Annotated in this window: 21 protein-coding genes; all 21 read left to right on the top strand. The window is 67.7% G+C overall.

The window, feature by feature from the left end:
* Nucleotides 1-202: 202 nt before the first annotated feature.
* The 21 genes from mraZ to ileS all read left to right on the top strand — a co-directional run bounded on the left by mraZ (nt 203) and on the right by ileS (nt 25,332).
* Nucleotides 203-634 (top strand): division/cell wall cluster transcriptional repressor MraZ, encoded by a 432-nt coding sequence (gene mraZ, locus OG405_RS17680; RefSeq protein WP_327147580.1) that lies wholly within the window; start codon nt 203-205, stop codon nt 632-634.
* A 283-nt stretch (nt 635-917) separates the two neighbouring features.
* Nucleotides 918-1,910 carry a 16S rRNA (cytosine(1402)-N(4))-methyltransferase RsmH gene (gene rsmH / locus OG405_RS17675; protein ID WP_442790763.1) on the top strand — a complete coding sequence of 331 codons (993 nt, stop codon included), beginning with the start codon at nt 918-920 and terminating at the stop codon, nt 1,908-1,910.
* A 220-nt stretch (nt 1,911-2,130) separates the two neighbouring features.
* Nucleotides 2,131-3,021, top strand: a complete 891-nt coding sequence (locus OG405_RS17670; protein ID WP_327147578.1) for a hypothetical protein — start codon at nt 2,131-2,133, stop codon at nt 3,019-3,021.
* Complete coding sequence (locus tag OG405_RS17665; RefSeq protein WP_442790575.1) at nt 3,018-4,982, top strand: peptidoglycan D,D-transpeptidase FtsI family protein; 1,965 nt, start codon at nt 3,018-3,020, stop codon at nt 4,980-4,982. The genes OG405_RS17670 and OG405_RS17665 overlap by 4 nt, the downstream gene beginning before the upstream one ends.
* A gap of 89 nt (nt 4,983-5,071) precedes the next feature.
* On the top strand, nt 5,072-6,688 hold the full coding sequence (locus tag OG405_RS17660) for a UDP-N-acetylmuramoyl-L-alanyl-D-glutamate--2,6-diaminopimelate ligase (protein WP_327147577.1): 1,617 nt from the start codon (nt 5,072-5,074) through the stop codon (nt 6,686-6,688).
* Nucleotides 6,685-8,235 (top strand): UDP-N-acetylmuramoyl-tripeptide--D-alanyl-D-alanine ligase, encoded by a 1,551-nt coding sequence (locus tag OG405_RS17655; RefSeq protein ID WP_327147576.1) that lies wholly within the window; start codon nt 6,685-6,687, stop codon nt 8,233-8,235. The genes OG405_RS17660 and OG405_RS17655 overlap by 4 nt, the downstream gene beginning before the upstream one ends.
* A complete protein-coding gene (mraY, locus tag OG405_RS17650) occupies nt 8,232-9,308 on the top strand; it encodes a phospho-N-acetylmuramoyl-pentapeptide-transferase (protein ID WP_030523849.1) in 1,077 nt (358 codons plus the stop codon). Before OG405_RS17655 ends, mraY begins: the two co-directional genes overlap by 4 nt.
* A 49-nt stretch (nt 9,309-9,357) precedes the next feature.
* Nucleotides 9,358-10,824 carry a UDP-N-acetylmuramoyl-L-alanine--D-glutamate ligase gene (gene murD / locus OG405_RS17645; protein WP_327152381.1) on the top strand — a complete coding sequence of 489 codons (1,467 nt, stop codon included), beginning with the start codon at nt 9,358-9,360 and terminating at the stop codon, nt 10,822-10,824.
* Complete coding sequence (gene ftsW, locus OG405_RS17640; RefSeq protein WP_327147575.1) at nt 10,821-12,257, top strand: putative lipid II flippase FtsW; 1,437 nt, start codon at nt 10,821-10,823, stop codon at nt 12,255-12,257. The genes murD and ftsW overlap by 4 nt, the downstream gene beginning before the upstream one ends.
* Entirely contained in the window at nt 12,254-13,399 is a 1,146-nt protein-coding gene (gene murG / locus OG405_RS17635) for an undecaprenyldiphospho-muramoylpentapeptide beta-N-acetylglucosaminyltransferase (protein ID WP_327147574.1), read from the top strand. The genes ftsW and murG overlap by 4 nt, the downstream gene beginning before the upstream one ends.
* A gap of 11 nt (nt 13,400-13,410) precedes the next feature.
* Complete coding sequence (gene murC, locus OG405_RS17630; protein WP_327152380.1) at nt 13,411-14,907, top strand: UDP-N-acetylmuramate--L-alanine ligase; 1,497 nt, start codon at nt 13,411-13,413, stop codon at nt 14,905-14,907.
* Nucleotides 14,908-14,940: 33 nt separating this feature from the next.
* The gene (locus tag OG405_RS17625) at nt 14,941-15,606 is read left to right on the top strand and encodes a cell division protein FtsQ/DivIB (RefSeq protein ID WP_327147573.1); all 666 of its coding nucleotides are present in this window, start codon (nt 14,941-14,943) and stop codon (nt 15,604-15,606) included.
* 385 nt (nt 15,607-15,991) lie between these two features.
* Nucleotides 15,992-17,287 carry a cell division protein FtsZ gene (gene ftsZ, locus OG405_RS17620; RefSeq protein WP_327147572.1) on the top strand — a complete coding sequence of 432 codons (1,296 nt, stop codon included), beginning with the start codon at nt 15,992-15,994 and terminating at the stop codon, nt 17,285-17,287.
* Between the two features lie 226 nt (nt 17,288-17,513).
* On the top strand, nt 17,514-18,245 hold the full coding sequence (pgeF, locus tag OG405_RS17615) for a peptidoglycan editing factor PgeF (protein WP_327147571.1): 732 nt from the start codon (nt 17,514-17,516) through the stop codon (nt 18,243-18,245).
* A 234-nt stretch (nt 18,246-18,479) separates the two neighbouring features.
* Nucleotides 18,480-19,235: a YggS family pyridoxal phosphate-dependent enzyme gene (locus OG405_RS17610; protein ID WP_442790762.1), complete on the top strand. Its 756-nt coding sequence runs from the start codon at nt 18,480-18,482 to the stop codon at nt 19,233-19,235.
* 107 nt (nt 19,236-19,342) lie between these two features.
* Nucleotides 19,343-19,507 (top strand): hypothetical protein, encoded by a 165-nt coding sequence (locus OG405_RS17605; RefSeq protein ID WP_327147570.1) that lies wholly within the window; start codon nt 19,343-19,345, stop codon nt 19,505-19,507.
* Nucleotides 19,504-20,280, top strand: a complete 777-nt coding sequence (locus OG405_RS17600; RefSeq protein WP_327147569.1) for a cell division protein SepF — start codon at nt 19,504-19,506, stop codon at nt 20,278-20,280. Before OG405_RS17605 ends, OG405_RS17600 begins: the two co-directional genes overlap by 4 nt.
* A gap of 90 nt (nt 20,281-20,370) precedes the next feature.
* Nucleotides 20,371-20,673 (top strand): YggT family protein, encoded by a 303-nt coding sequence (locus OG405_RS17595; RefSeq protein ID WP_327147568.1) that lies wholly within the window; start codon nt 20,371-20,373, stop codon nt 20,671-20,673.
* Nucleotides 20,674-20,736: 63 nt separating this feature from the next.
* Complete coding sequence (wag31, locus tag OG405_RS17590; protein WP_327147567.1) at nt 20,737-21,582, top strand: DivIVA-like cell division protein Wag31; 846 nt, start codon at nt 20,737-20,739, stop codon at nt 21,580-21,582.
* 56 nt (nt 21,583-21,638) lie between these two features.
* A complete protein-coding gene (locus OG405_RS17585) occupies nt 21,639-21,836 on the top strand; it encodes a hypothetical protein (RefSeq protein ID WP_327147566.1) in 198 nt (65 codons plus the stop codon).
* 361 nt (nt 21,837-22,197) lie between these two features.
* The gene (ileS, locus tag OG405_RS17580) at nt 22,198-25,332 is read left to right on the top strand and encodes an isoleucine--tRNA ligase (protein WP_327147565.1); all 3,135 of its coding nucleotides are present in this window, start codon (nt 22,198-22,200) and stop codon (nt 25,330-25,332) included.
* Nucleotides 25,333-25,335: the final 3 nt, after the last annotated feature.

The following is a 25,335-nucleotide window of genomic DNA, read 5'->3' as shown; positions in this document are numbered from 1 at the left end:
ACCCGTGAAAAGTGCGCCCAGCCGGTGATAGCTGGAATGACCTGCGAAATCGATTGGCCGGGGAGGCACATCACCCCGTGTTTCGATTGAAAGTGGGGGAAAGTGGGGTAATGTGGAGCGCGCACTACAGGAGAGGCCGTAAGGCACTCGACCGGCGTAGCCGGTCAACACCATTCGAGGTGGTCCGGTAGGAGGTATCGGGTTGTTTCTCGGTACTTACACACCTCGTCTGGACGACAAAGGGCGGCTCACGTTGCCCGCGAAGTTTCGAGACGATCTGGCGGGAGGGTTGATGGTCACCAAAGGACAGGACCACAGCCTTGCCGTCTATCCGAAGGACGAGTTCAGTGCGCTCGCCCGGCGCGCCGCGTCGGCGTCCCGGAGCAACCCGCAGGCGCGGGCGTTCGTCCGGGCGCTGGCAGCGGGTACGGACGAACAGAGCCTGGATTCGCAGGGCCGGATCGTTTTGTCGGCCGAACATCGCCGGTATGCCGGCCTCACCCGCGACTGTACGGTCATCGGTTCGGTCGACTTCCTGGAGATATGGGACAAGCAGGCGTGGGAGACCTACCTCGCCGAGCACGAGGAGGACTACGCGCAAGCGAGAGACGAGGCACTGGGCGGAATCTTCTAGCCCGCGCGAGTGCCACGCGGCCTCTGCCCGGATGCGGACCCTGACGTACTTCCCCGACGCCAGGTGCCGCTTCGGTCAGAGACCCCGCGGCATTCGTAACGTCACCGATTTCCTTCTGTCGCGCACGCTATGAGCGCGGCGGATCAAGTGGCGGCGCGGCCACATCATCATCATCATCATCATCATCTCGCGCAATCAATTGTTCGCCCGCTTCGGCGCCGGTGATCCGAATCCATACGGTCGCGGCGCGACCCGAATCGGGTCGTCACGGAGCGAGGCACGGATCCGGGAGGCCGAATTGAACCGTGAGCAACACGGCACCCGACATGTCCCGGTTCTGCTCACCCGCGCAGCCGAATTGCTCGATCCGGTACTCGACGCGCCGTCGGCTGTCTACCTCGACGCGACACTCGGGCTCGGCGGGCACGCCGAATATTTCCTGCGCACCCACGCCGATCTCCGGCTCGTAGGTCTCGATCGTGATACTCGCGCGCTCGCCCTCGCCACCGAACGTCTCCGGCCTTATACCGACCGGATCACACTGGTGCACACCCGATACGACGGGATCGCCGAGGCACTCGGGGAGGCCGGTCTACCCGCCACGGGTTCGGTGAGTGGCATTCTGATGGATCTCGGTGTCTCGTCCATGCAGTTGGACGAGGCCGAACGAGGCTTCGCCTATTCCGTGGACGCTCCGCTGGATATGCGAATGGACGCGACGACCGGCCCGACCGCGGCCGATGTGCTCAACACCTACGGCCAGGGTGAGATCGCCCGGGTCCTGAAGGTCTACGGCGAGGAACGCTTCGCGAACAAGATCGCGGCCGAGATCGTGCGCCGGCGCGCCCGGCAACCCTTGCGCACCAGTGCCGAACTGGTGAGCCTGCTCTACGACACCATCCCCGCTCCCGCTCGCCGAACCGGTGGACATCCGGCCAAGCGGACCTTCCAAGCGCTGCGGGTGGAGGTCAACGGCGAACTCGATTCGCTGCGCGCGGCGCTGCCGGCCGCCCTGGCGGCGCTGCGGCCGGGTGGTCGGATCGTGGTCATGTCCTATCAATCGCTCGAGGACCGGGTCGTCAAACACGAACTGGCCGACCGTGCGAAATCCCGTACGCCGGTCGGTCTTCCGGTCGAACTTCCGGGGATGGGCCCGGAGTTCCGCATCCTGACCCGGGGCGCCGAGCAGGCCGGCCCGGCCGAGATCGAGGAGAACCCGCGCGCCACGCCGGTACGGATGCGCGCGGCCGAGAAGATCGTGCAGGAGGCGGGATGAACCCCGGCACCGGCCGTACCGCAGCAGCCCGCGGAGCAGCGAATTCGCTTGTCCGCGTGCGGCGACTGCGGTACGACGGTGTGGATGCGGTATCCGATCACCGCATCCGGGTTCGCGAAGTCGTGGTGTCAGGGGGGCACCGGGTGGGCATTACGGACCACAGCACAGGCGCGCGCGGACCGATACCGCGGGCGATCACACCGATACGGGGGTGTCAGGTATGAGCGTGAGCACACGTACCGAGACCGGGCGGCCGGCTCGGCGGGTACACGACGCGGAACGGGTGAAATCCGGTGCGGCGCAGCGCGCATACGCCCGGCGCCGGCAGCGCGCCGGTGGGCCCGGTGCGGTACAGGTGGCCGCGCCGCGGACGGAACTGGCGGGCCGAGGCCCCTTCGTGGCCGCGATCCTGGCCATGTTCGGCTGTGGGCTCGCCCTCACTCTGGTGCTGACGACCCGTGCCGCCGAGGACAGCTATCAGCTCAGTGACGCACGCGAAACCAACCGGGTGCTCTCCGACGAACGCGCCGCCCTGCAGCGGGAGGTCGCCGCCGCCGATTCGGCACCCGAACTCGCCACCCGGGCAAGGGAGCTCGGCATGATCCCGGCGCAGGACCCGGCACGGCTCGTGGTCGCCCCGGATGGGACCGTCACTGTTGTCGGTGAGCCGAAGCCCGCGCAGGGTCCGCCGGCCCCGCCGCTCAACGCCCCGCCTCGCGGCGGCGGGCCTCGCAACGGTGCCGACCCGGGGGAGCGGATCGTGCCGGTGCCGGCCCTGCCGCGGTCGGATTCCGCCGCGCCGAGCTCGGGTGAGGTTCTCGCGGCACCGGGTTCCGATCCCACACCGGCACCGCAGCAGGCCGAGAATGTTCCGGTGCCGAGTGTTCCGGCTCCGGACCCGGCGACGAACCCGGAAGGCGCACCGCCCGGCGGCGACATACCACCACCGGACCCGGCCGAGGGCGCTGCTCCGGCCGGGGCTCCCGCTCCGATCGAAGGCGTGGCCGTGGCGCCCGCCCCGGTCGATGCCCCGGAGGACGCACCGGGCTCCGTCGAACCCACCTCGGTCGCGCCGCTGCCGCCCGTTACGGCGGGTGAGGAGATGCGATGAACCGGCGCGGGTCGGGGCGCGGCCGCGATTCCGCGCCGAGACCCCGGGCCGCGGCCGACCGCGGGAAATCGAAGCGGAAATCCGCCGAGGTGGCGAGGTCGGCTCCTGCCCGGCCCCGTCCGTCCGGGCGGCAGCGTCCGGGCGGACGATCCGCGCCGAACGGCCCGGTGCGGGTCCGGCTCGGCGTGGGCCGGTTGATCATGCTGGTGGCGCTTACCGTGGTGGCGCTGCAACTGCTGTGGATCCAGACCATTGCCGCGCCCACGCTCTCGGCACAGGCCGCCGGTCAGCGTGCCGCCTACCAGGACCTGCCCGCCACCCGCGGAACCATCACCGACCGCAACGGCAAATCCCTGGCCTTCACCATCACCGCCCAATCGCTGAACTTCCAGCCCATCCGGGTGCGCAAAGATCTCGCCGACGCCCGGGCGAAGGATGATACGGCGCCCGATCCCGATCGGCGGCTCGAGGATATCGCCCGCACCGTGCATCAGGTGCTCGGTGCCGAGGGGCCCAAGGAATCCGAACTACTGGACAAGCTGCGCAGTGACCAGACCTTCGTGTACCTGGCGCGCAATGTCGACCCGCGCAAAGCCGACGAGATCACGGCGGAGTTCCCCGAGATCGGGACGGAACGACAGGACCCGCGCGACTATCCGGGCGGGTCGCTGGCGGCCAATATCGTCGGCGCCACCGGTTGGGACGGCCACGGCCGCGTCGGGCTGGAGGCTTCTCTGGATTCGGCACTCGCCGGCACCGACGGTTCCTACACCTACGATCGCGGTTCCGACGGCGCGGTGATCCCCGGCAGTGTCCGTGACCGCCAGCCCGCGGTCGACGGAAACAATGTCGAGCTCACCTTGGACTCCTACCTGCAGAATCATGTGCAGCAGCAGATACAGCAGGCCAAGGACCGCTCGGGCGCGAAATCGGCCTCCGCGGTGGTCCTGGACGCCAAAACCGGCCAGGTGCTGGCCATGGCCAACGACAACACGTTCAATCCGGCGCTCGGTCCACAGCACTGGGATCCCGCCGGGCTGGACAATCCGTCGGTGACCCAGCCTTTCGAACCCGGTTCGGTCAACAAGGTGGTCACCGCGGCCGCGGCCATCGAGTACGGGCTCACCACACCCGACGAGGTACATCAGGTACCGGGCCGTATCGATATGTCCGGAGTGACCGTCGGCGACGCTTGGGAACACGGTGTCGCCCCCTACACCACCACCGGGATCTTCGGTAAATCCTCGAATGTGGGCACCCTCATGCTGGCGCAGCGGGTCGGGGAGGACAGATTCGCCGATATGCTCGAACGCTTCGGTCTGGGCCGGCGTACCGAGGTGGGCCTGCCCGGCGAGAGCTCCGGCCTGTTGCCCGCCCGGGACCAGTGGTCCGGTGGTACCTTCGCCAACCTGCCCATCGGGCAGGGGCTTTCGATGACCACTCTGCAGATGGCCGGGATGTACCAGGCCATCGCCAACGACGGCGTCCGGATGCCGCCCCGGATCGTGCGTGCCACCGTCGCGCCCGATGGAACTCGCGCCGAGGAACCGGCCCCCGAAGGGGTGCGGGTGGTGAGCCCGCAGACTTCGCGCACACTCCGCACCATGTTCCAGTCGGTGGTGCAGAACGACCCGACCGGCGTCCAGATGGGGACCGGTTCCGCCGCTGCGGTCGACGGGTACCGGATCGCGGGGAAAACCGGCACGGCGCAGCAGGTCGATCCGAACTGCGGTTGTTATTCGAGTTCCTCGTACTGGATCACCTTCGCCGGTATCGCGCCCGCGGACAATCCTCGCTACGTCATCGGCATGATGCTCGACGCGCCGGTCCGCAGTTCCGACGGCAGCGGTGGTCAGTCGGCGGCACCGCTGTTCCACAACATCGCCTCCTGGGCCCTGCAGCGGGATCGGATAGCGCCGTCGAGCGAACCGGAACGGCAGTTCGTCCTGCAGGCGTCGTGATTCGGTGAACCGGCTTACCGGACCGTGACGTGGCGTCGGTAACCTGACTCGTCGTCGTATCCGCGCTTCATCATGCAGAGAGGAATCCTGTGCCCGCGCAGTCCAGCCAGCACGCGCTGCGGCCGGCCCGGCCGCTGTCGACACCGCTGCCCGACCTGCTGGATCTGATCGACGCCGAACTTCGGCCACCGGTCGCCACCGAGCTGCTCGTCACCGGCATCGAACAGCGTTCCGACGCGGTTCTACCCGGTGATCTGTTCACGGCGTTACCAGGCTCCCGGGCGCACGGCGCCCGGTTCGCCGCAGACGCGGTGGCCCGTGGCGCGGTCGCCGTACTCACCGACGCCGCCGGTGCGGAACTGGCCGGCGAACTAGCGGTGCCGGTCGTGGTGCGTGAGAATCCGCGCGCGATCCTGGGTGAACTTTCGGCGGCGATCTACGGACATCCGTCGCAGCGGTTGCGGATCATCGGGATCACCGGTACCTCCGGCAAGACCACCACTTCCTACCTGGTGGAGGCCGGTTTGGCTGCTGGGGGGCTGTCCACCGCACTGATCGGCACCATCGAGACCAGGATCGGCGGTCGCCGGATCCCCAGTGCGCTCACCACGCCCGAAGCACCGCAACTGCACGCCATGTTCGCGCTGATGGTGGAACAGGGCGTGGACGCGGTGGTGATGGAGGTATCCAGCCACGCGCTGGCACTGGGCCGGGTCGACGGGGTGCGGTTCGCGGTAGGTGCGTTCACCAACCTGTCGCAGGACCATCTGGATTTCCACGCCGACTTCGAGGACTATTTCGCCGCCAAGCGCCGGCTGTTCGAACCGGAATCGCCGGTTGCCGCCCGCACTGCCGTGGTGTGTGTGGACGATGCGTGGGGTCGGCGTCTCGCCGATGGCCTGGACGCGCCGATCCGGGTCTCGACCACCGAATCTGCGGATTGGTCGTCGGCCGGTCCCGCCCGCATCCACGGCGGTGAACAGGAGTTCACCGCAACGGGCCCGAACGGCGAGATCCCGGTGCGGTTGCGGCTGCCCGGTGATTACAACGTCGCCAACGGACTGCTCGCTGTCGCGGTGTGTGCCGCCGCCGGGGTCGATCCGGCGACGGCCGTGCCCGCGCTGGCCACTGTCGACGTGCCGGGCCGGATGCAGCGGGTGGAACGTGGACAGGAGTTCCTTGCCCTGGTGGACTACGCCCACAAACCGGCCGCCGTGGAATCGGTGATCGCGACCCTGCGCACCCATCTGGCCACGGCCGGGAGCGGGGGTCGGTTGGCCGTGGTGGTCGGTGCCGGCGGCGACCGGGACACCGGGAAACGCGGGCCGATGGGGGCGGCCGCGGCCCGTGGCGCCGATCTGCTCATCGTCACCGACGACAACCCGCGCACCGAGGACCCGTCCGTGATCAGGGCGTCACTGGTCGCCGGCGCGCGGAGCGTCTCCGACGACCAGCGCGGCGAAGTCCGCGATATCGGTGACCGGACCGCGGCCATCGAGGCGGCCGTCGGCTGGGCACACGCCGGTGACGTGGTGCTGGTGGCGGGGAAGGGCCATGAAGTAGGTCAGGAGATCAACGGGGTGAAATATCGGTTCGATGACCGCGAGGTGCTCGCGGCGGCGATCGATTCGGCACAGCGACACAGTTCCGGGGGCGCGGACAACGGTTCGTGGCCGACGGGCGCGGAGGACTTGACGGTTTCATGATCGAAATGACACTGCGGGATATCGCCGAGGTCGTGGGCGCAACGCTGCACGACGTCGGTGACCCGGAGGTGAGGGTGACCGGTTCGGTCGAATTCGACTCGCGTCGAGTCGGTCCCGGCGACATCTTCCTGGCCCTGCCCGGTGAGCGCGTCGACGGTCACGACTATGCCGCCGCCGCGATCGAGGCCGGCGCCGTCGCCGTGCTCGCGGCCCGGCCGGTGGGGGTTCCCGCCCTCGTCGTAACCCCTGCGACCGGGTCGGTACCGTCGAGTGCGCTTGCGCTGTCCCATGATTCGACCGGTGCGGGCGCCGCGGTGCTGGCCGCGCTGGCCGCGCTGGCCCGGGAGAGCGTTTCGCGTCTCGTCGCGGCCGGTGGGCTGACGGTCGTCGGCGTCACCGGTTCCTCGGGTAAGACCTCCACCAAGGATCTGCTGGCGGCGGTGCTCTCCCCGCTGGGACCGGTGGTGGCCCCACCTGGTTCCTTCAACAACGAACTCGGGCATCCGTGGACCGCCCTGCGCGCCGGTCCGGATACCCGGTTCCTGGTGCTGGAGATGTCGGCGCGCGGACCCGGCCATATCGCCGCACTGGCGCGGGTGGCGCCACCGAATATCGGGGTCGTGCTGAATGTGGGTACCGCGCATCTCGGCGAATTCGGTAGTCGCGAGGCCATCGCGCAGGCCAAGGGCGAACTCGTGGAGGCGCTGCCGGAAAACGGTCTGGCCGTACTCAACGCCGATGATCCGAAGGTCGCCGCCATGGCTTCGCGTACGGTGGCTCGGGTGGTGACGGCCGGACATTCCGCGGGCGCGCGGATCCGTGCCACCGCAACAACTCTCGACGATCAGGCCCGGGCTTCGTTCACCCTGCACACACCGGCCGGCGACCGCACGGTGGCCTTGGCCGTGCACGGGGAACATCAGGTCGGCAACGCCTTGTCGGCAGCCGCTGTGGCTCTGGAATGCGGCGCCGACCTCGACACTCTGGTGACCGCGCTGTCCGGCGCCCGCGCGGCGTCGGCGCGGCGGATGGATGTGCGTACCAGCGCCGCCGGGGTCACCGTGATCAACGATTCCTACAACGCCAACCCGGATTCCATGCGGGCCGCGCTCAAAGCGCTGGTCACCATGGCTCGGTCGGGCGACACCCCACGGCGCAGCTGGGCGGTGCTCGGCGAAATGGCCGAACTCGGCCCGGAAGCGGTGGTGGAACACGACGGGATCGGCCGTCTCGCGGTGCGCTTGGATGTGGACCGGCTCATCGTCGTCGGAACCGGACGACCCTCCCGGGGCATGCACCAGGGAGCGGTCATGGAAGGCTCATGGGGTGAGGAATCGGTGCTCGTCCCGGATATCGAAGCAGCCGTGGAGTTGCTCGCCGCCGAAGTCGGCGCGGGTGATGTGGTGCTGGTGAAGGCATCGCAATCGGTCGGCCTGTGGGCGGTGGCCGAACAGCTGCTGGCCGAGGGTGAGAAGAACACGGGTGCCGGTACACCGGCGCCGGGCGGCGCCGCCGCCGACGGGGTGAGCGCGGAGGCAGTGCGATGAGACAGATCTTGTTCGCGGCGGCGATCGCGCTGACGGTGTCTATCCTGTTGACCCCGCTGCTGATCCGGATATTCGCCCGGCAGGGCTTCGGCCAGGAGATCCGGGTAGACGGTCCGGCCAGCCATCAGTCCAAACGCGGTACGCCCACCATGGGCGGGGTGGCGATCATCATCGGCATGTGGGCCGGGTATCTCGGTTCCCATCTGATCGGGATCGGTTACGAAGCAGAAGGTCCGACAGCCTCGGCGCTGCTGGTCCTGGGCTTGGCCACCGCACTGGGTGTCGTCGGATTCATCGACGATTTCATCAAGATCCGTAAGGGCCGCAATCTGGGGCTCACGGCCGCGGGTAAATACCTGGGTCAGATCACCGCGGCGGTCGTCTTCGGTGTGCTGGCGTTGCAGTTCCCCGGCGGCAGCGGGCTTTCCCCGGCCAGCCGGCAGCTGTCCTATGTCCGTGATATCAACACCGTGTCGATGAGTGTGGTGGTGTTCCTGGCCTTCGTCTGCCTCATCGTGGTGGCGTGGTCGAACGCGGTGAACCTCACCGACGGTCTGGACGGTCTGGCCGCGGGGTCGATGAGCTTGGTGCTCGGCGGCTATGTGGTCATCACCTTCTGGCAGTACTACCACTCGTGTGAGACCAAACCCGAGACCGGCTGCTACAACGTGCGCGACCCGCTGGATCTGGCGCTGGTCTGCGCGGCCGGTACGGCGGCGTGTATCGGGTTCCTGTGGTGGAACGCCGCGCCCGCCAAGATATTCATGGGTGATACCGGCTCGCTGGCCCTCGGTGGTCTGCTCGCCGGGCTCTCCATCACCACCCGGACCGAACTGCTGATGGTGGTCATCGGCGCGCTGTTCGTCGCGGAGGCGGCCTCGGTGGTGCTGCAGGTGGCTGTTTTTCGGACCACCCGGAACCGGTTGTTCAAGATGGCGCCGTTCCACCATCATTTCGAACTGAGTAAATGGGCGGAGACCACGGTGATCATCAGGTTCTGGTTGCTGGCCGCCATGGCCTCGGCAGCCGGACTCTCTCTGTTCTACAGCGAATATCTCTCCGCGGTCGGGTGAGTTGACGATGGAGGAACATACGCCGCGGGCCCTGCGTTCGCCGGGCCCGATGCTGGAATTCCTGCGCGGCCGTGAGGTGCTGGTCGCCGGCTGGGGTGTCTCGGGTCGTTCGCTGATCACACCGCTGCGCGATATCGGGGCCCGGCCGGTGGTCACCGACAGCGGGGCCGCGGCCCTGGCGGAGGCTGCCGAACTGGGACTGGATATCGCGCCCCCGCCCGAATTGGAGCGGACCGACTGGTCGCGGTTCGCGCTGGTGATCACCAGCCCGGGCTGGCGGCCGGACTCGCCGGTCCTGGCCTCGGCGGTATCCGAGGGCATCCCGGTCTGGGGCGATGTCGAGTTCGCCTGGTGGGTGGATCAGGCCCGGATCTACGGTCCGGTCCGCAAATGGCTGGTGGTGACCGGTACCAACGGTAAGACCACGACCACGTCCATGACCCATTCCATCCTGCGGGCCGCCGGAATCCCCAGTGTCGCCTGCGGGAACATCGGCCTGCCGATCCTGGACGCCCTGCGCCGCAATCCGGGGCCACAGGTGCTGGCCGTCGAACTGTCTTCGTTCCAGCTGCACTGGGCACCGTCGGTGCGACCGGAGGCGGGGGTCGTATTGAATGTGGCCGAGGACCATCTGGACTGGCATGGTGGCCTGGACGCGTACGCGGCCGCGAAATCGCGGGCCCTGCTCGGCCGCGTCGGAGTGGTCGGGCTCGACGACCCGGTGGCCGCGCGGCTGGCCCGCCGTTCGAAGGCCCGCCGCACCATCGGCTTCCGGATCGGGGTACCCGCCGACGGCGAGCTCGGCGTGGTCGACGGCAAACTGCTGGATCGCGCCTTCACCAAGGCGGCCATCCTGGCCGAAGCCAAGGAGATCAGCCCGCCCGGACCGGCCGGTATCGCCGACGCCCTGGCTGCCGCGGCGCTGACCCGGGCCATCGATGTGGCGCCGCAGTTCGTTCGGGAGGGCCTGATCGAGCACAAGGTCGGCCCGCACCGGTCGGCGCTGGTCCGGGAAATGGGCGGCGTCGAATTCATCGATGACTCCAAAGCCACCAACCCGCATGCCGCGCGGTCGTCGATCCTGGCCCATCAGCATGTCGTCTGGCTGGCCGGCGGTCAGCTCAAGGGCGCCGGGGTCGAGGATCTGGTGGAAGAGGTCGCCGAGCGCCTCGTCGCGGTTGTGCTGTTCGGTGCGGACGCCCCGGTGATCGCGGCCGCGCTGGCGCGACACGCGCCGGAAGTCCCCGTGGTCGAGTTGGATACGCGGGATCATGCCGGTATGGGTCAGGCGGTCATGGACGAAGCGATCACCGGGACCCGCAACGCCGAGATCGCCGACGCGATCATGCAACGGGCGGTGCGGGAGGCGGCGGCGTTCGCCGGATCCGGCGATACCGTGCTGCTGGCGCCCGCGGCGGCGTCGCTGGACATGTTCACCGACTACACCCATCGCGGCCGCAGTTTCGCCGGTGCGGTCGGGGACCTGAAGGACGAGGACCTCGGGCGGCGGTTATGAGGCCGCGCGGCACGCGGCAGGTCCAGGTGAGCCGGTTCGGTGCCTGGCTGGCGCGGCCGCTGGCCTCGTTCCATCTGGTCGTCACCATCGCTACCCTGCTCACGCTGCTGGGGCTGGTGATGGTGTTGTCGGCCTCCAGTGTGGAGTCCTACGCCGACGGCGGATCGGCCTATTCGCTGTTCATCCAGCAGATGATGTATGCGCTGGTCGGTGCGGTGCTGTTCTATCTCGCGCTGCGGATCCCGTTGCGTCGGCTGCGGCAGCTCTCCTTCCCGGTGTTCGCGGGGTCGGTACTGCTGCTGGTGCTCGTGCTGATCCCCGGGGTCGGTAGTACCGTCAACGGCGCCCGCCGCTGGATCGATCTGGGGGTCTTCTCGGTCCAGCCCTCGGAACTGGTGAAGGTGACTTTCGTGGTGTGGGGGGCGCACCTGCTGATCTCGCGGCGAGCCGCGGGCCGGGCGGCCAACGACCCGGGTGGTCTGAAGAATCTGCTGGTGCCACTGGTCCCGGCCGGTCTGTTGGTGTGTCTGCTGATCGTGCTGCAGCCGAACCTGTCGACCACCATCGCGCTCGGTATCGTGCTGTTGGCGCTGCTGTGGTTCGGTGGCCTGCCGGTGCGATTGTTCGTCGCCATTCTCGCCTCGGGGGCGATCGCCGCCCTCGCCCTCGCATTGTCGGCCGGTTACCGCTCCGACCGGATGCGTGCCTTCTTCAGCCCCGCCGACGATCCACAGGGCATCAACTACCAGGCCAGGCAGGCGATGTACTCGCTGGCCGACGGCGGGCTGTGGGGCCGCGGACTCGGACAGAGTCGGGCCAAATGGAGCTATCTGCCCAACTCGCACAACGATTTCATCTTCGCCATCATCGGCGAGGAACTCGGCTTCCTCGGGTGCGCCCTCGTCCTGGGCCTCTTCGCGCTCTTCGTCTATACAGGTCTGCGGATCGCCGCCCGCTCGGTGGACCCCTTCCTGCGCCTGCTCACCGCGACCGCCACCACCTGGATCACCGGGCAGGCCTTGATCAACATCGGTTATGTGGTGGGTCTCCTCCCGGTGACCGGGTTGCAGTTGCCGCTGGTGTCGGCGGGTGGTTCGTCGCTGGCGCTGACACTGCTCATGTTCGGCATCATCGCCAACGCTGCCCGGCACGAACCCGAGGCGGTGGCTGCCCTGCACGCCGGCCAGGACGGGCGGGTGAGCCGCCTGCTGCGGCTCCCGAAACCGGAGATCTACCATCCCGTCCGGGCCCGCGCCGCCGCGCCGGCCCGCGAGCCGGGCCCGGCTCGCCGCCCGGCCCGTAACGAGCCGGACGAGCCGCCACGTACCCGCCAGCGCGCCAACAGCCGGGGTACCGACACCCTGCGGGCGACCCGGGCCTGGGAACCCAGCTATTCGGTGACACACGCACGAGAACGGGGAAGAAACAGGTGAGCGCACCTCAGTCCGCAGGCGAGCACACGACACCGCGCGCGGACGGGATATCGGTGATCGTCGCGGGTGGCGGTACGGCCGGGCATATCGAACCGGCCCTGGCGGTCGCCGATGCGCTGCGCCGGCTGGATCCCGGGATCCGGGTGACCGCGCTCGGCACCCAGCGTGGCCTGGAGACCACTCTGGTGCCCGAACGGGGGTATTCCCTCGAACTGATCCCGCCGGTGCCGTTGCCGCGTAAACCCAGCGCCGATCTGCTGCGGTTGCCGAGCCGGGTCCGAGCCTCGGTATCACGGACCCGCGAGATCATCGACGCCGTAGAGGCCGATGTGATCGTCGGATTCGGTGGCTACGTCGCGCTACCCGCCTATCTCGCCGCGGGCCGGGGACTGCTGCGGCGTCGCCGCGCCGTGCCGGTGGTGGTGCACGAGGCGAATGCCAAGGCCGGAATCTCGAACAAGGTCGGCGCGCGGCAGGCGACCCGGGTGCTGGCCGCGGTGCCGGGTTCCGGGCTCGACGCCGAGGTCGTCGGTATCCCGGTGCGCTCAGCGATCACCTCGCTCGACCGGGCCGGACTGCGTGCGCAGGCGCGGGAGCATTTCGGACTGCCGGCGGAGGGCCCGGTCCTACTGGTGTTCGGTGGTTCTCAGGGTGCGCGCTCACTCAACGAGGCGATTTCCGGTGCGGCGCCACAACTCGCCGCGGCCGGGATCTCGGTGCTGCACGCCCACGGCCCGAAGAACACGCTCGATATCGAGTCGGTGGACCCCGCCGCGCCCTACGTGGCGGTGCCCTACCTTTCGCGGATGGATCTCGCCTACGCCGCCGCCGACGCGGTGGTCTGCCGATCCGGGGCGATGACTGTCGCCGAGGTGTCGGCGGTCGGGCTGCCCGCGGTGTACGTACCGCTGCCGCACGGAAACGGTGAACAGGAACTCAATGCCCGGCCCGTTGTCGCGGCCGGTGGTGGCAGAATCGTTGCCGACCCCGAACTTTCCCCCGAATATGTGATCGACGAGGTGATACCGCTGCTCACGGATCCAGCACGCATAGCCGAGATGGGTCGGGCCGCCGCCGGCGCCGGCCATCGCGATGCCGCCGACGAGGTCGCCCGGATCGTGCTGCGGGTGGCGGGCCGGTGAGCGGGGCGCAGATGGCCGCTCCCGAAACCGGTCCCGGCGCTCTGCCGCCGGAACTGGCCCGGGTCCACATGGTCGGGATCGGTGGCGCCGGAATGTCCGGTATCGCCAGAATCCTGCTGTCGCGCGGTGGTGAGGTGTCCGGGTCCGACGCCAAGGAGAGCCGTGGTGTGCTCGCCCTGCGGGCACGCGGCGCCCAGGTGCGGATCGGTCACGACGCCGGGGCGTTGGACCTGCTGCCCGGCGGCCCGACGGTGGTGGTGACGACCTACGCCGCTATCCCCAAGACCAATCCGGAGCTGGTGGAAGCGCATCGCCGCGATATCCCGGTGCTGCTGCGGCCGACTGTTCTGGCGGCCCTGATGAGCGGGCATCGCACGCTACTCGTATCGGGGACGCACGGGAAGACCTCCACCACCTCGATGCTCATCGTCTCCCTGCAGCATTGCGGGCTGGACCCGTCGTTCGCGGTGGGTGGTGAACTCAACGAGGCGGGTACCAACGCCCATCACGGCAGCGGCGATATCTTCGTCGCCGAAGCCGACGAGAGCGACGGCTCACTGCTGCAGTACGACCCGGACGTCGCGGTGGTCACCAATATCGAATCCGACCATCTCGACTTCTTCGGCTCCGACGCCGCCTATGTACAGGTATTCGACGATTTCACCGACCGCCTCGCCGACGGCGGCCTGCTGGTGGTGTGCCTGGACGATCCCGGAGCGCGCGCGCTGGCCGAGCGGACCGGGCAACGGCTGGCCGCCCGCGGTGTCCGGGTGCTCGGCTACGGCTCCGGAGAGCTGCCCGACGCACCGGTTCCGGTGGGGGTGCGCCTGCACAGCTGGGAACCGCGTGACGTCGGCGGTATCGCCCAGTTCCAGCTCGCCGACGAACCCGCGCCCCGGACGCTGCGCCTGTCGGTGCCCGGGCGGCATATGGCACTCAACGCGCTGGCCGCAGTCTTGACCGCGCGGGCCGCGGGCGCGGATGTGGACGAGATCATCCAGGGACTGGAGAGTTTCGGCGGTGTGCACCGCCGTTTCCAGTTCGTGGGCCGGGAGAACCGCGTCCGGGTCTTCGACGACTACGCACACCATCCCACCGAGGTTCGGGCGGTGCTCGGAGCCGCAGCCGAACTGGTCGAGCAGGAGGCGCGCGACGGTGCCCTGTCCCGCCGAGGCCGGGTGATCGTGGTCTTCCAGCCACACCTCTACAGCCGCACCGCGACATTCGCCGCCGAATTCGGTGCCGCGCTCGATCTGGCCGACGAGGTGGTGGTGCTCGATGTCTACGGAGCACGTGAGGAGCCGCTGCCGGGTGTCAACGGCGCGCTGGTGGCCCAGGCCGTGCACAAACTCGTGCACTACCAACCCGATATGTCACGGGTGGGCCGCCAGGTCGCGGGCCTGGCCCAACCCGGTGATGTCGTGATCACCATGGGTGCCGGTGATGTCACCATGCTCGGCAGCCAGATTCTGGACGGACTACGCGCGCGTCCGCAGTACGGGCGGTGAGGCGGCGTGCGGGGCGGGGCGCGTCGATTCGGAGTGGGCGGATTGCGGCGTTTCCGGCTGTGGGCGCTGCCCGCGCTCGCCTTAGTTATCACGCTGGCCGCGCTTGCCTGGTTCTCCCCGCTGCTCTCGGTACGCGAGGTGCGCATTGTCGGGGCGGGCGAGATTCCGGAGGAACAGATCCGGGAGTTGCTGCAGGTGCCGGAGACCGGTTCGATCCTGCGGATCGATACGGCGGCGATGGCGGCGCGGGTGGCGACCGTTCCGAAGGTTCGCAGCGCTCGGGTCCAGCGGGTTCTGCCGTCGACAGTGCGGGTTCGGATCGAGGCGCGAACCCCGGTGCTGTACTACGACTCTCCCGAGGGTGCGCATCTGCTGGACGCCGACGGTATCGAGTACGCCATCGAGCCGGCGCCGATCGGGGTGCCGCGGTTGGTGACCGCCCGGCCGGGCGGCGCGGACGCGCTGACCCGCGCCGCGGTCGCGGTGGCCCGGGTGCTGTCGCCGGCGTTGGAGGTGCAGGTGGAAACCGTACGTGCCGAGGGCGCGTCGGAGATTTCCCTGACACTGCGCGACGGTCGCACTGTACTCTGGGGCAGCAGCGAGGATGGCGAACGCAAATCGGCGGTGGTACTGCCGCTGCTCACCCAGCCGGGAACCGTGTTCGACGTCTCGAGTCCCAGTCTGGTCACGGTAAAATGATTCCCAGCAATCTTGTTCGGTTCGACCCTGTTCGGTTCGAAGCTCCACCTCGGTCCCGGGCGATCACCCGGAGACCGTATGGTGCGGGAGCCGGGGGCGTCCCACGATGTGGGCGCGAGCCGCTGGGCAACCGTTCACGATACGTCGCGTACCGCCCGGGTAGTAGCAAGTTCGCCGAAGAAACTGGTTATCGTCTCGGCGCGCCTGCGAGCGGATCGAGACGGCGGCGAATAGCGTTCCGCACCAGTCGGATACTTGACATAACTCCAACCCTATGGTTGAGGTTCAGGGTTTGCCCGGATCGTGGTCCGCAGATCGTGGTCGCGCGGATCGGTTCCGGGCATCCGAAAACGACAGACTTTGAGTCGAAGGAAGGCGAGAGCTCATGACGCCCCCGCACAACTACCTTGCCGTGATCAAGGTCGTCGGTATCGGCGGCGGCGGCGTGAACGCCGTCAACCGAATGATCGAGCAGGGTCTGAAGGGTGTCGAGTTCATCGCGGTGAACACCGACGCCCAGGCACTGCTGATGAGCGATGCCGACGTGAAGCTCGATGTCGGGCGAGAGCTCACCCGGGGGCTCGGCGCCGGCGCCGACCCCGAGGTAGGCCGTAAGGCCGCCGAGGACCACAAGGACGAGATCGAAGAGGTACTCAAGGGTGCCGACATGGTCTTCGTGACCGCGGGCGAGGGCGGCGGTACGGGTACCGGCGGCGCACCCGTCGTGGCGAGTATCGCGCGCAAGCTGGGCGCGCTGACCATAGGTGTGGTCACCCGGCCCTTCTCCTTCGAGGGAAAGCGGCGCGGCAATCAGGCCGAAGTCGGGATCAACCTGCTGCGCGAATCCTGCGACACCCTGATCGTCATTCCCAACGATCGGCTCCTGCAGCTCGGTGACGCCGCGGTGAGTCTGATGGACGCGTTCCGCTCCGCCGACGAGGTGCTGCTCAACGGTGTGCAGGGCATCACCGACCTGATCACCACGCCGGGTCTGATCAACGTCGACTTCGCCGACGTCAAGAGCGTGATGTCGGGCGCCGGTAGCGCGCTCATGGGTATCGGTTCGTCCCGAGGGGAAGGCAGGTCGGTCAAAGCGGCCGAAGCGGCGATCAACTCACCGCTGCTGGAAGCCTCCATGGACGGTGCGCACGGGGTGCTGCTCTCGATCGCCGGCGGCTCGGATCTGGGCCTGTTCGAGATCAACGAGGCCGCTTCGCTGGTGCAGGAGGCCGCGCATATCGAGGCCAACATCATCTTCGGTACGGTCATCGACGATTCGCTCGGCGACGAGGTGCGCGTCACCGTGATCGCCGCCGGATTCGACGGCGGCGGCCCGGCGCGCCGCACCTTCGACCCCGCTACCACGCGGGGATCGCTGGGGTCCGGGCGCACCGCGGAGATATCCGCGCAATCGCGGACCGCCGAACTCGGCCAGTCCCGGACCGCGGAACTAGGCTCGGCCCGCGGGCATTCCGAGGAGCCTGCTCCTACTCGGGCGTCGGAGAGCCCCGGTTCCGCTGTCGCCCGCGGTCCGGCACCGAGCTACCGCGATACCGAACGCACCCGTCCGCCGGTGGATTCGACCCTCGGCCACAGCAGCCGGTCCCACATCCAGCCGCCGCCGGATCTGCCCGACGATGACGACGACGATGTGGATGTCCCGGATTTCATGCGTCGCTGATACCGGAGCCACTGCACGTCTGTCGGTGGTCGCTCGCGGTGGTCTCGTGACCGAATCGGTCGTGTGGCACCCGGGTTGTCCGCGTATCGGTGGATTCGACCGAAGCGATGCCGGGTGCCGGGCCCGGCCCGGGCGGGCTGCCGGATCGCCGGTTCACGCACCGGACCGATAGCGCGGACCTGCGGGAAGGCAGGTCCCACCCGGAAGTACTACTAGGCTCGGTGCCATGACAGCGGCACCGGTACTCACCGTTCGACGGGTCGTCACCACGCGCGCGGGGGGTTTCTCCGCGCCGCCCTACGACTCGTTCAACCTCGGCGATCACGTCGGCGACGATCCGGAGGCGGTGCGACGCAACCGCGTCCGGCTCGCCGAGACTCTCGGGTTGCCGGACGATCATGTGATCTGGATGGAACAGATCCACGGCCGGACGGTGGCGACGGTGGACGGGCCCCGCACCGAACCGTTTCTCGGGACCGATGCCCTGGTCACCACGCGGCCGGGTCTGGCGCTGGTGGTGTTGACCGCCGATTGCGTACCGATACTGCTGTCGGACGACGAGGCGGGGGTCGTGGCCGCTGTGCACGCCGGCCGGGTGGGCGCCCGGATCGGTATCGTGCCGCGGGTTCTGGACGCGATGGTCGCCGCCGGTGCCCGGACGGACCGGATCGGTGCGCTGCTGGGCCCGGCTGCCAGTGGCCGGCAGTACGAGGTGCCCGCCGCGATGCGGGCCGATGTGGAAGCGCGCCTTCCCGGTAGCGCCACCACCACTGTTCACGGCACTCCCGGTCTGGACCTGCGTGCGGGGATTCGGCGTCAGCTCACCGCCGCCGGGGTTTCGGCGATTGCCGAGGATCCGCGCTGCACCATCGAGGACAAGGCTCTGTTCAGCCATCGTCGCGGTGCGCCGACCGGACGATTGGGCAGTGTCATCTGGATTGATTCGGGTACAGCGTGACAGGCCCGATGGTCCGCGGCGCGGCCTTCGGCCGTCGCGGTGGCGCGGCCGAGGCGAGTCGTGGACTCGCGCGAGGTGTTCGACGAATGGCCGATGATCGGCTCAGGAAACAGGGAGATCGATGACCGACCGGAGATCGCGGCACAACGACGGGCCGCGATGAGCGGACCGAGTTCGAGGAACCGGATCGATGCCGAATCCACACCGCGGCCGTCGGATTCCGATGACGATAACGTGCAGACTGTCCCGGACACCGACGGTGCCGAGAACGGGAACGACTTTCGCGCGGCGGAACTGGCCACCAACCTCGAGGGGGTGCTCGCGCGTATCGACGCAGCTTGCGCGGCCGCCGGTCGAGATCCGGCGGAAGTACGTCTGCTGCCCGTGACGAAATATTTTCCCGCATCCGATATCGCCGCGTTGTATCGTCTGGGCCGCAGGGACTTCGGCGAGAACCGCCCGCAGGAGGCCGATGTGAAGGCCGCGGAACTGGGCGCTCTCGGGGTGCGCTGGCATCTGGTCGGCCAGTTGCAGCGGAACAAGGTGCGCCAGGTGGTGCGGTGGGCCCACGCGGTGCATTCGGTGGACAGCGAACGTCTGGCGACCGCGCTCGCCACGGCCACGGGGGCCGCACTGGATTCGGGTGAACGGGGTACCGCGCTGGAGGTGCTGATCCAGGTGAGTTTGGACGACGATCCCGCGCGCGGTGGGGTGACGCCCGACGCCGTCCCGGCGCTGGCCGATCATATCGCCGAGTCTGCCGAACTGCGTTTAGCAGGCATTATGGCCATTCCGCCGCGGGCCGCCGATCCGGATGCGGAATTCGCCCGCCTGGCCGAAGTCTGTACCCGCCTGCGTACCGGACACCCCGGTGCGACAGAACTGTCCGCCGGGATGTCCAACGATCTTGAAAGAGCTATTGCCCATGGATCCACGTGTGTGCGTGTCGGTACCGCTCTCATGGGCGGCCGACCGATAACCTCGGCGTAGCAAACAAACCTCATCAGTCACATTCGACACATATGCTGGGACACGACGAGGGCTGAGCAAGACTTCAACACCCGGCCGCCACCGGGGCCGAAGGAAGGTCGACCAGAATGAGCGAGCGCAGCGAGCGAGTAATCGACGCAGCCACAATCGTGGTCATGACGGAGCCGAGCGACAGCGAGGCGCGGTCGTTGAGTGAGCGCAGCGAGCGAATTGTGGGCGCAGCCACGAGCGTGCTCGTGACGGGGCCGAGCGACAGCGAGGCGCGGTCATGAGCACGCTGCACAAGTTCAAGGCGTACTTCGGCATGGTTCCGCTCGAGGATTACGAAGACGACTACGTCGACGATCGCACCCCCCGAGGGGTCGAGGATCGCGGCGCGCGCCGGCCGCGTGACTACGCCGACCGCGCTCCCCGCGATTACGACGATCGTCCGGACTACGACCGGTACCCCGAGGACCGCTACGACGGTCCCGACTACCGCGAGTCGCCGTACAAGTCGTCCTACCAGCCCAGCTACCCCGCACCGCGCCGTGACGATTACCCGGGCGACGCCTACGACGAGGACTACGAGGGGCCGCGCCGTCCTACCCGGATCGACGCCGCCGCTTCCGGCCGGTATCGTCCGGGCGGCGGTGCCTCCCTGCGCGGCGCGACCAGGGGGGCGCTGGCAGTCGATCCTGATGCCGAGGAGCGGCGGCTGGCCGAGCGGGTCCGTCCCGAACCGGTCGCCGCCCGCCGTCCCGCGATCTTCGAGGACGGAGGTCCCTTGTCCAAGATCACCACGCTGCGTCCGCGTGATTACAGCGAAGCCGCGATCATCGGGGAGCGGTTCCGTGAGGGCAACCCGGTGATCATGGATCTGGTCGACCTCAGCAATGCCGATGCCAAACGCCTGGTGGATTTCGCCGCCGGGCTGGCCTTCGCCCTGCGCGGTTCCTTCGACAAGGTCGCGACCAAGGTGTTCCTGCTCTCTCCGGCCGATGTGGACGTATCGGCGGAGGAACGTCGCCGGATCGCGGAAACCGGGTTCTACAACCAGAAATAGCGGCCGGTGCGCCGAGCCGGGCGCCGCGTGGTACGAACAAGATCGGCGCGGGCATTTTGCACCGCGCCGATTTTGCGGCAGAGTGAGGTCGTGGCCTTGTTCGCGGTGCTGTACTTCGTACTGTTCATCTTCTGGCTGTTGCTCATCAGCCGGGTGATCGTCGAGTTCATCCGGAGCTTCGCCCGCGACTGGCGTCCCACCGGGGTGGTCGTCATCGTCCTCGAGGTGATCTTCACCATCACCGATCCTCCCGTAAAGTTGCTGCGGCGGTTGATACCACCGGTCTCCCTGGGCGGAATTCGGCTCGATTTGTCGATTATGGTTCTGCTGTTCCTGGTCTTCATCCTGATGTCGGTCGTGAGCCGGCTCGGCCAGCCGGTAGCTCCGGTGTGACAGAATGGGCCGTGAAGACTTGCCAGAGCCGCTAGATCTGCCAACGCGCGAAGGGATCCTTCCATGCCGCTGACCCCAGCCGATGTGCACAACGTCGCGTTCAGCAAACCGCCTATCGGGAAACGCGGCTACAACGAGGACGAAGTCGATGCCTTCCTGGATCTGGTGGAGCAGGAACTTTCCCGGCTGATCGAGGAGAACGCCGACCTTCGCCAGCGGGTTGCCGAGCTCGATGCGGAACTGGCCGATGTCAAGAGCAGCCGGGGCCCGGGCGGGCCCGGCCTCGGTAAACCGGTGCAGCAGGCCCCGCCGCCGGAACCGATCAAACCTCCGATCCAGGCGCCGCCCTCGGCTCCCATTCCCGTGGTGCCTCCCGCGCCGTCGGCCGCAGACGCCGCCGCCGACGCGAATATGCAGGCCGCCAAGGTACTGAGTCTGGCGCAGGAGATGGCCGATCGGCTCACCACCGACGCCAAGACCGAAGCCGAGAATTTGCTGGCCAACGCGCGGGCCAATTCGGAGCGACTGGTCAATGATGCGCGGGCGCGCTCGGAAGACATGATCGCCGACGCACGGCACAAGTCCGACGCCATGCTCTCCGATGCGCAGACCCGCTCGGACAGCCAGCTGCGCCAGGCCAAGGAGAAGGCCGACGCGCTGCAGGCGGACGCCGAGCGCAAGCACACCGAGATCATGGGCACCATCACCCAGCAGCGCAATGTGCTGGAGAGCCGGATCCAGACCCTCAAGACCTTCGAACGCGAGTATCGGGTGCGACTCAAGTCGTATCTGGAATCGCAGCTCGAAGAGTTGGAGAACCGCGGTTCGGCTGTACCGGTCGACGAGGGTGACTCCTTCGATACCGGGGCCAACCAGCTTGCCCCCGCGTCCTTCGGTAAAGGCGACTGAACGCCCGATAACGCTGGGAGCGAACGGGCACCCGGCCTGCTGTTCTGGGGGTCATCATGCTTGTCTTGACACTGGCGCTGGCCGGGATCGGCCTGGCGCTGCTGATCCTGTCCCTGGCCACCGGCTCGGTCATGTGGGCCTGGGGTTGCATTGTCGTATGCGTTATCGGTGCTGTGGTGTTGCTGGTGAGTGCGCTGTCGATACGCGCACCGGATGAGGAATTGCCGCCACGGAATCAGCACGCGAAGCGCTGACGAGCAGAACAGGCGAGAACCAAAACGTCCTTCCGGGGTTGCGGGGCCGCGGCTCCGCGGGCGGATGTATAAGTGTTTGACCGTCCTGGTTAGAATCAAACCTGTAAGTCGGCGACGATCCGGTCATCACCGGGGAGCTTTCGGAAGAACGGCACTGCGCAGCACTTACTGGATTGCGCAGGCTCAGTAGAACCGAACGGGTGAGCCCGTCACAGCTCGCAACGAGAGGTCCGTCCGGTTCGCCGGGCCGGGCAAGCGGGGTGGTACCGCGGTTCCGGCGCACCCGTTGCGCCGCCGATCGTCCCCGTGCCGAGATACCGCGCCCCTGGGCGCGCCGGGCACGAGGAGACGTGTATCCGCCATGGCGGACGAGAATTCCAGTAGCAGCGCATACCCCCGCGTCGATCTCGGCGGAAAGTCCGGTGTGTTCCCCGAGTTGGAGCAGGCAGTACTGGATGCCTGGGCCGCCGACGGGACCTTCCGCGCCAGCATCGACAACCGCGCCGACGCCGAGGAGTTCGTTTTCTACGACGGCCCCCCGTTTGCCAACGGTCTGCCACATTACGGTCATCTGCTCACCGGCTACGTCAAAGATGTCATCCCGAGATTTCAGACCATGCGCGGTAAACGGGTCGAGCGGCGTTTCGGATGGGACACCCACGGGCTGCCGGCGGAAATCGAAGCGGAAAAGCAGCTCGGTATCACGGACAAATCACAGATCGACTCGATGGGGCTCGCGGAATTCAATGCCGCGTGCAAGTCGTCTGTACTCCGCTATACCGGGGAATGGCGCGATTATGTGACCAGGCAAGCACGCTGGGTGGATTTCGACAACGACTACAAGACACTCGATCTCGACTTCATGGAGTCGGTGATGTGGGCGTTCAAGTCGCTCTACGACAAGGGTCTGATCTACCAGGGCTTCCGGGTGCTCCCGTACAGCTGGTACGAGCAGACACCGCTGTCGAACCAGGAGGCCCGGCTCGACGACGCCTACCGGATGCGCCAGGACCCGGCGGTGACGGTGGATATGGTGCTGTCGGTCCCGCGGGATCACCCGCTGCACGAATTGGACGGCGCCAACGCGCTGATCTGGACCACCACCCCGTGGACGTTGCCCTCCAACCTCGCCGTGGCGGTGCACCCGGATATCCGCTACGTGCAGGTGCGCGGGGCGGACGGCAAGCGCTATGTGCTCGCGGCCGAGCGGGTAGCGCATTATGTGCGTGAACTCGGCGATCAGCCCGAAGTGGTCGGAGAGTACGACGGCGCCGCACTGGTCGATCTGTGCTACACACCGCCGTTCGACTTCTTCGTCGGACACCCCAACGCGCACCGGGTGCTCGCGGCCGACTACGTCACCACCGACTCCGGTACCGGCATCGTGCATATGGCGCCCGCCTTCGGTGAGGAGGACATGGATGTCTGCAGCGCGAATGGCATCGACCTGGTGCAGCCGCTCGATCCGGGCGGCAAATTCACCTCCATGGTCCCGCCGTACGAGGGCCTGATGGTGTTCGACGCCAACCCGGTGATCATCAAAGATCTCAAGACCGCCGGAAAACTGCTGCGGCAGGAGACCATCGACCACTCGTACCCGCACAGCTGGCGCTCCGGGCAGCCACTGATCTATATGGCTGTGCCCTCGTGGTTCGTTGCGGTGACCCAGTTCCGTGAGCGGATGGTGGAGCTGAACAAGCAGATCAGGTGGGTGCCCGAGCATATCCGGGACGGCCAGTTCGGCAAATGGCTCGAGAACGCCCGGGACTGGAATATCAGCCGGAACCGTTACTGGGGCAGCCCGATCCCGGTCTGGGTATCCGACGATCCGGCGTATCCGCGTATCGATGTCTACGGTTCGCTCGACGAGCTCGAACGTGATTTCGGTGTGCGACCCACAGATCTGCACCGTCCCGCGATCGATGAATTGACCCGGCCGAACCCGGACGACCCATCCGGGCAGTCGACCATGCGCCGAGTGCCGGAGGTGCTGGACTGCTGGTTCGAGTCGGGGTCCATGCCCTACGCGCAGGTCCATTTCCCGTTCGAGAACGAGGAGTGGTTCGACTCGCACTTCCCGGGCGATTTCATCGTCGAATACAACGGGCAGACTCGCGGGTGGTTCTACAACCTGCACGTGCTGTCGACCGCGCTGTTCGACAGCCCGGCGTTCGAGAACGTGGTCGCGCACGGGATCGTCCTCGGCGACGACGGGCTGAAGATGAGCAAGTCCAAGCGCAACTACCCGGATGTGAACGAGGTGTTCGACCGGGACGGATCCGATGCCATGCGCTGGTTTCTGATGAGTTCGCCGATCCTGCGCGGTGGCAACCTCATCGTCACCGAGCGCGGTATCCGCGAAGGCGTGAGCCATGCGCTGCGGCCGCTGTGGAACGCGTGGACCTTCCTGCAGCTCTACGCCGCCGAACCCGGTGTGTGGCGTACGGATTCACCCAATGTGCTGGATCGCTACATCCTGGCGAAACTGGCGCAGACTCGCGATGTCATGACCGCCGCGCTGGAGGAGTTCGATATCGCGGGTGCCTGTGAGGAGCTGCGCACCTTCGCCGATGCGCTCACCAACTGGTACGTGCGCCGGTCGCGTTCGCGGTTCTGGTCCGAGGATCGCGATGGCGTCGACACTCTGCATACGGTGCTGGAGGTGGTGACCCGATTGGCGGCTCCGCTGCTACCGCTGGTCACCGAGGTGATCTGGCGGGGGCTCACCGGTGAGCGGTCGGTGCATCTGACCGACTGGCCGGCCGCCGACACCCTCCCGCGGGATCCGGAGCTGGTCGCGGCGATGGACGAGGCACGCAGCGTGTGCTCCACGGTGCTGAGCCTGCGCAAGGCACAGAAGCTGCGCGTCCGGCTGCCGTTGGCGGAAGTGACGATCGCCGCGCCGGACGCGGAACGGCTGGCGCCTTATGCCGGCATCATCGCCGACGAGGTGAATGTCAAGAAGGTCGACCTGACCACCGATATCGCCACCCACGGCCGGTTCGAATTGGCAGTCAACGCGCGTGCCGCCGGGCCCCGGCTGGGCAAGAAGGTGCAGCGGGTGATCCAAGCGGTCAAGGCGGGTGACTGGTCGGAGAACGCCGACGGTGTGGTCAGCGCGGCCGGGATCGAACTGCTGCCCGAGGAGTACACCCAGCGACTGGTCGCAGCCGAACCGGAATCCACTGCCGCGCTGCCCGGTAACGCGGGTCTGGTGGTGCTGGACTCGGTGGTCACCGAGGAGCTGGAGGCCGAGGGCTGGGCTCGTGATGTCATCCGGGACCTGCAGGAGACCCGGAAATCACTGGGCCTCGACGTCTCGGATCGCGTCACAGCGACACTCGAGGTGCCGGCGGAACGACGGGAGTGGGCAAGCACCCACCGCGGGTTGATCGCGGGGGAGATCCTGGCGGTAGAGCTGGAATTCGGGCCGGCCGGTCCGGGAGCCGCGGAGCTCACCGGCGGAGTGCGGGCCCGGGTCGTCAAGGCGGGCTGAGTC

It is taken from the genome of Nocardia sp. NBC_01329 (assembly GCF_035956715.1).
Taxonomy (GTDB): Bacteria; Actinomycetota; Actinomycetes; order Mycobacteriales; family Mycobacteriaceae; genus Nocardia.
The sequence above is the reverse complement of the archived record's forward strand: the minus strand, read 5'-3'. Positions and strand labels throughout refer to the sequence as shown.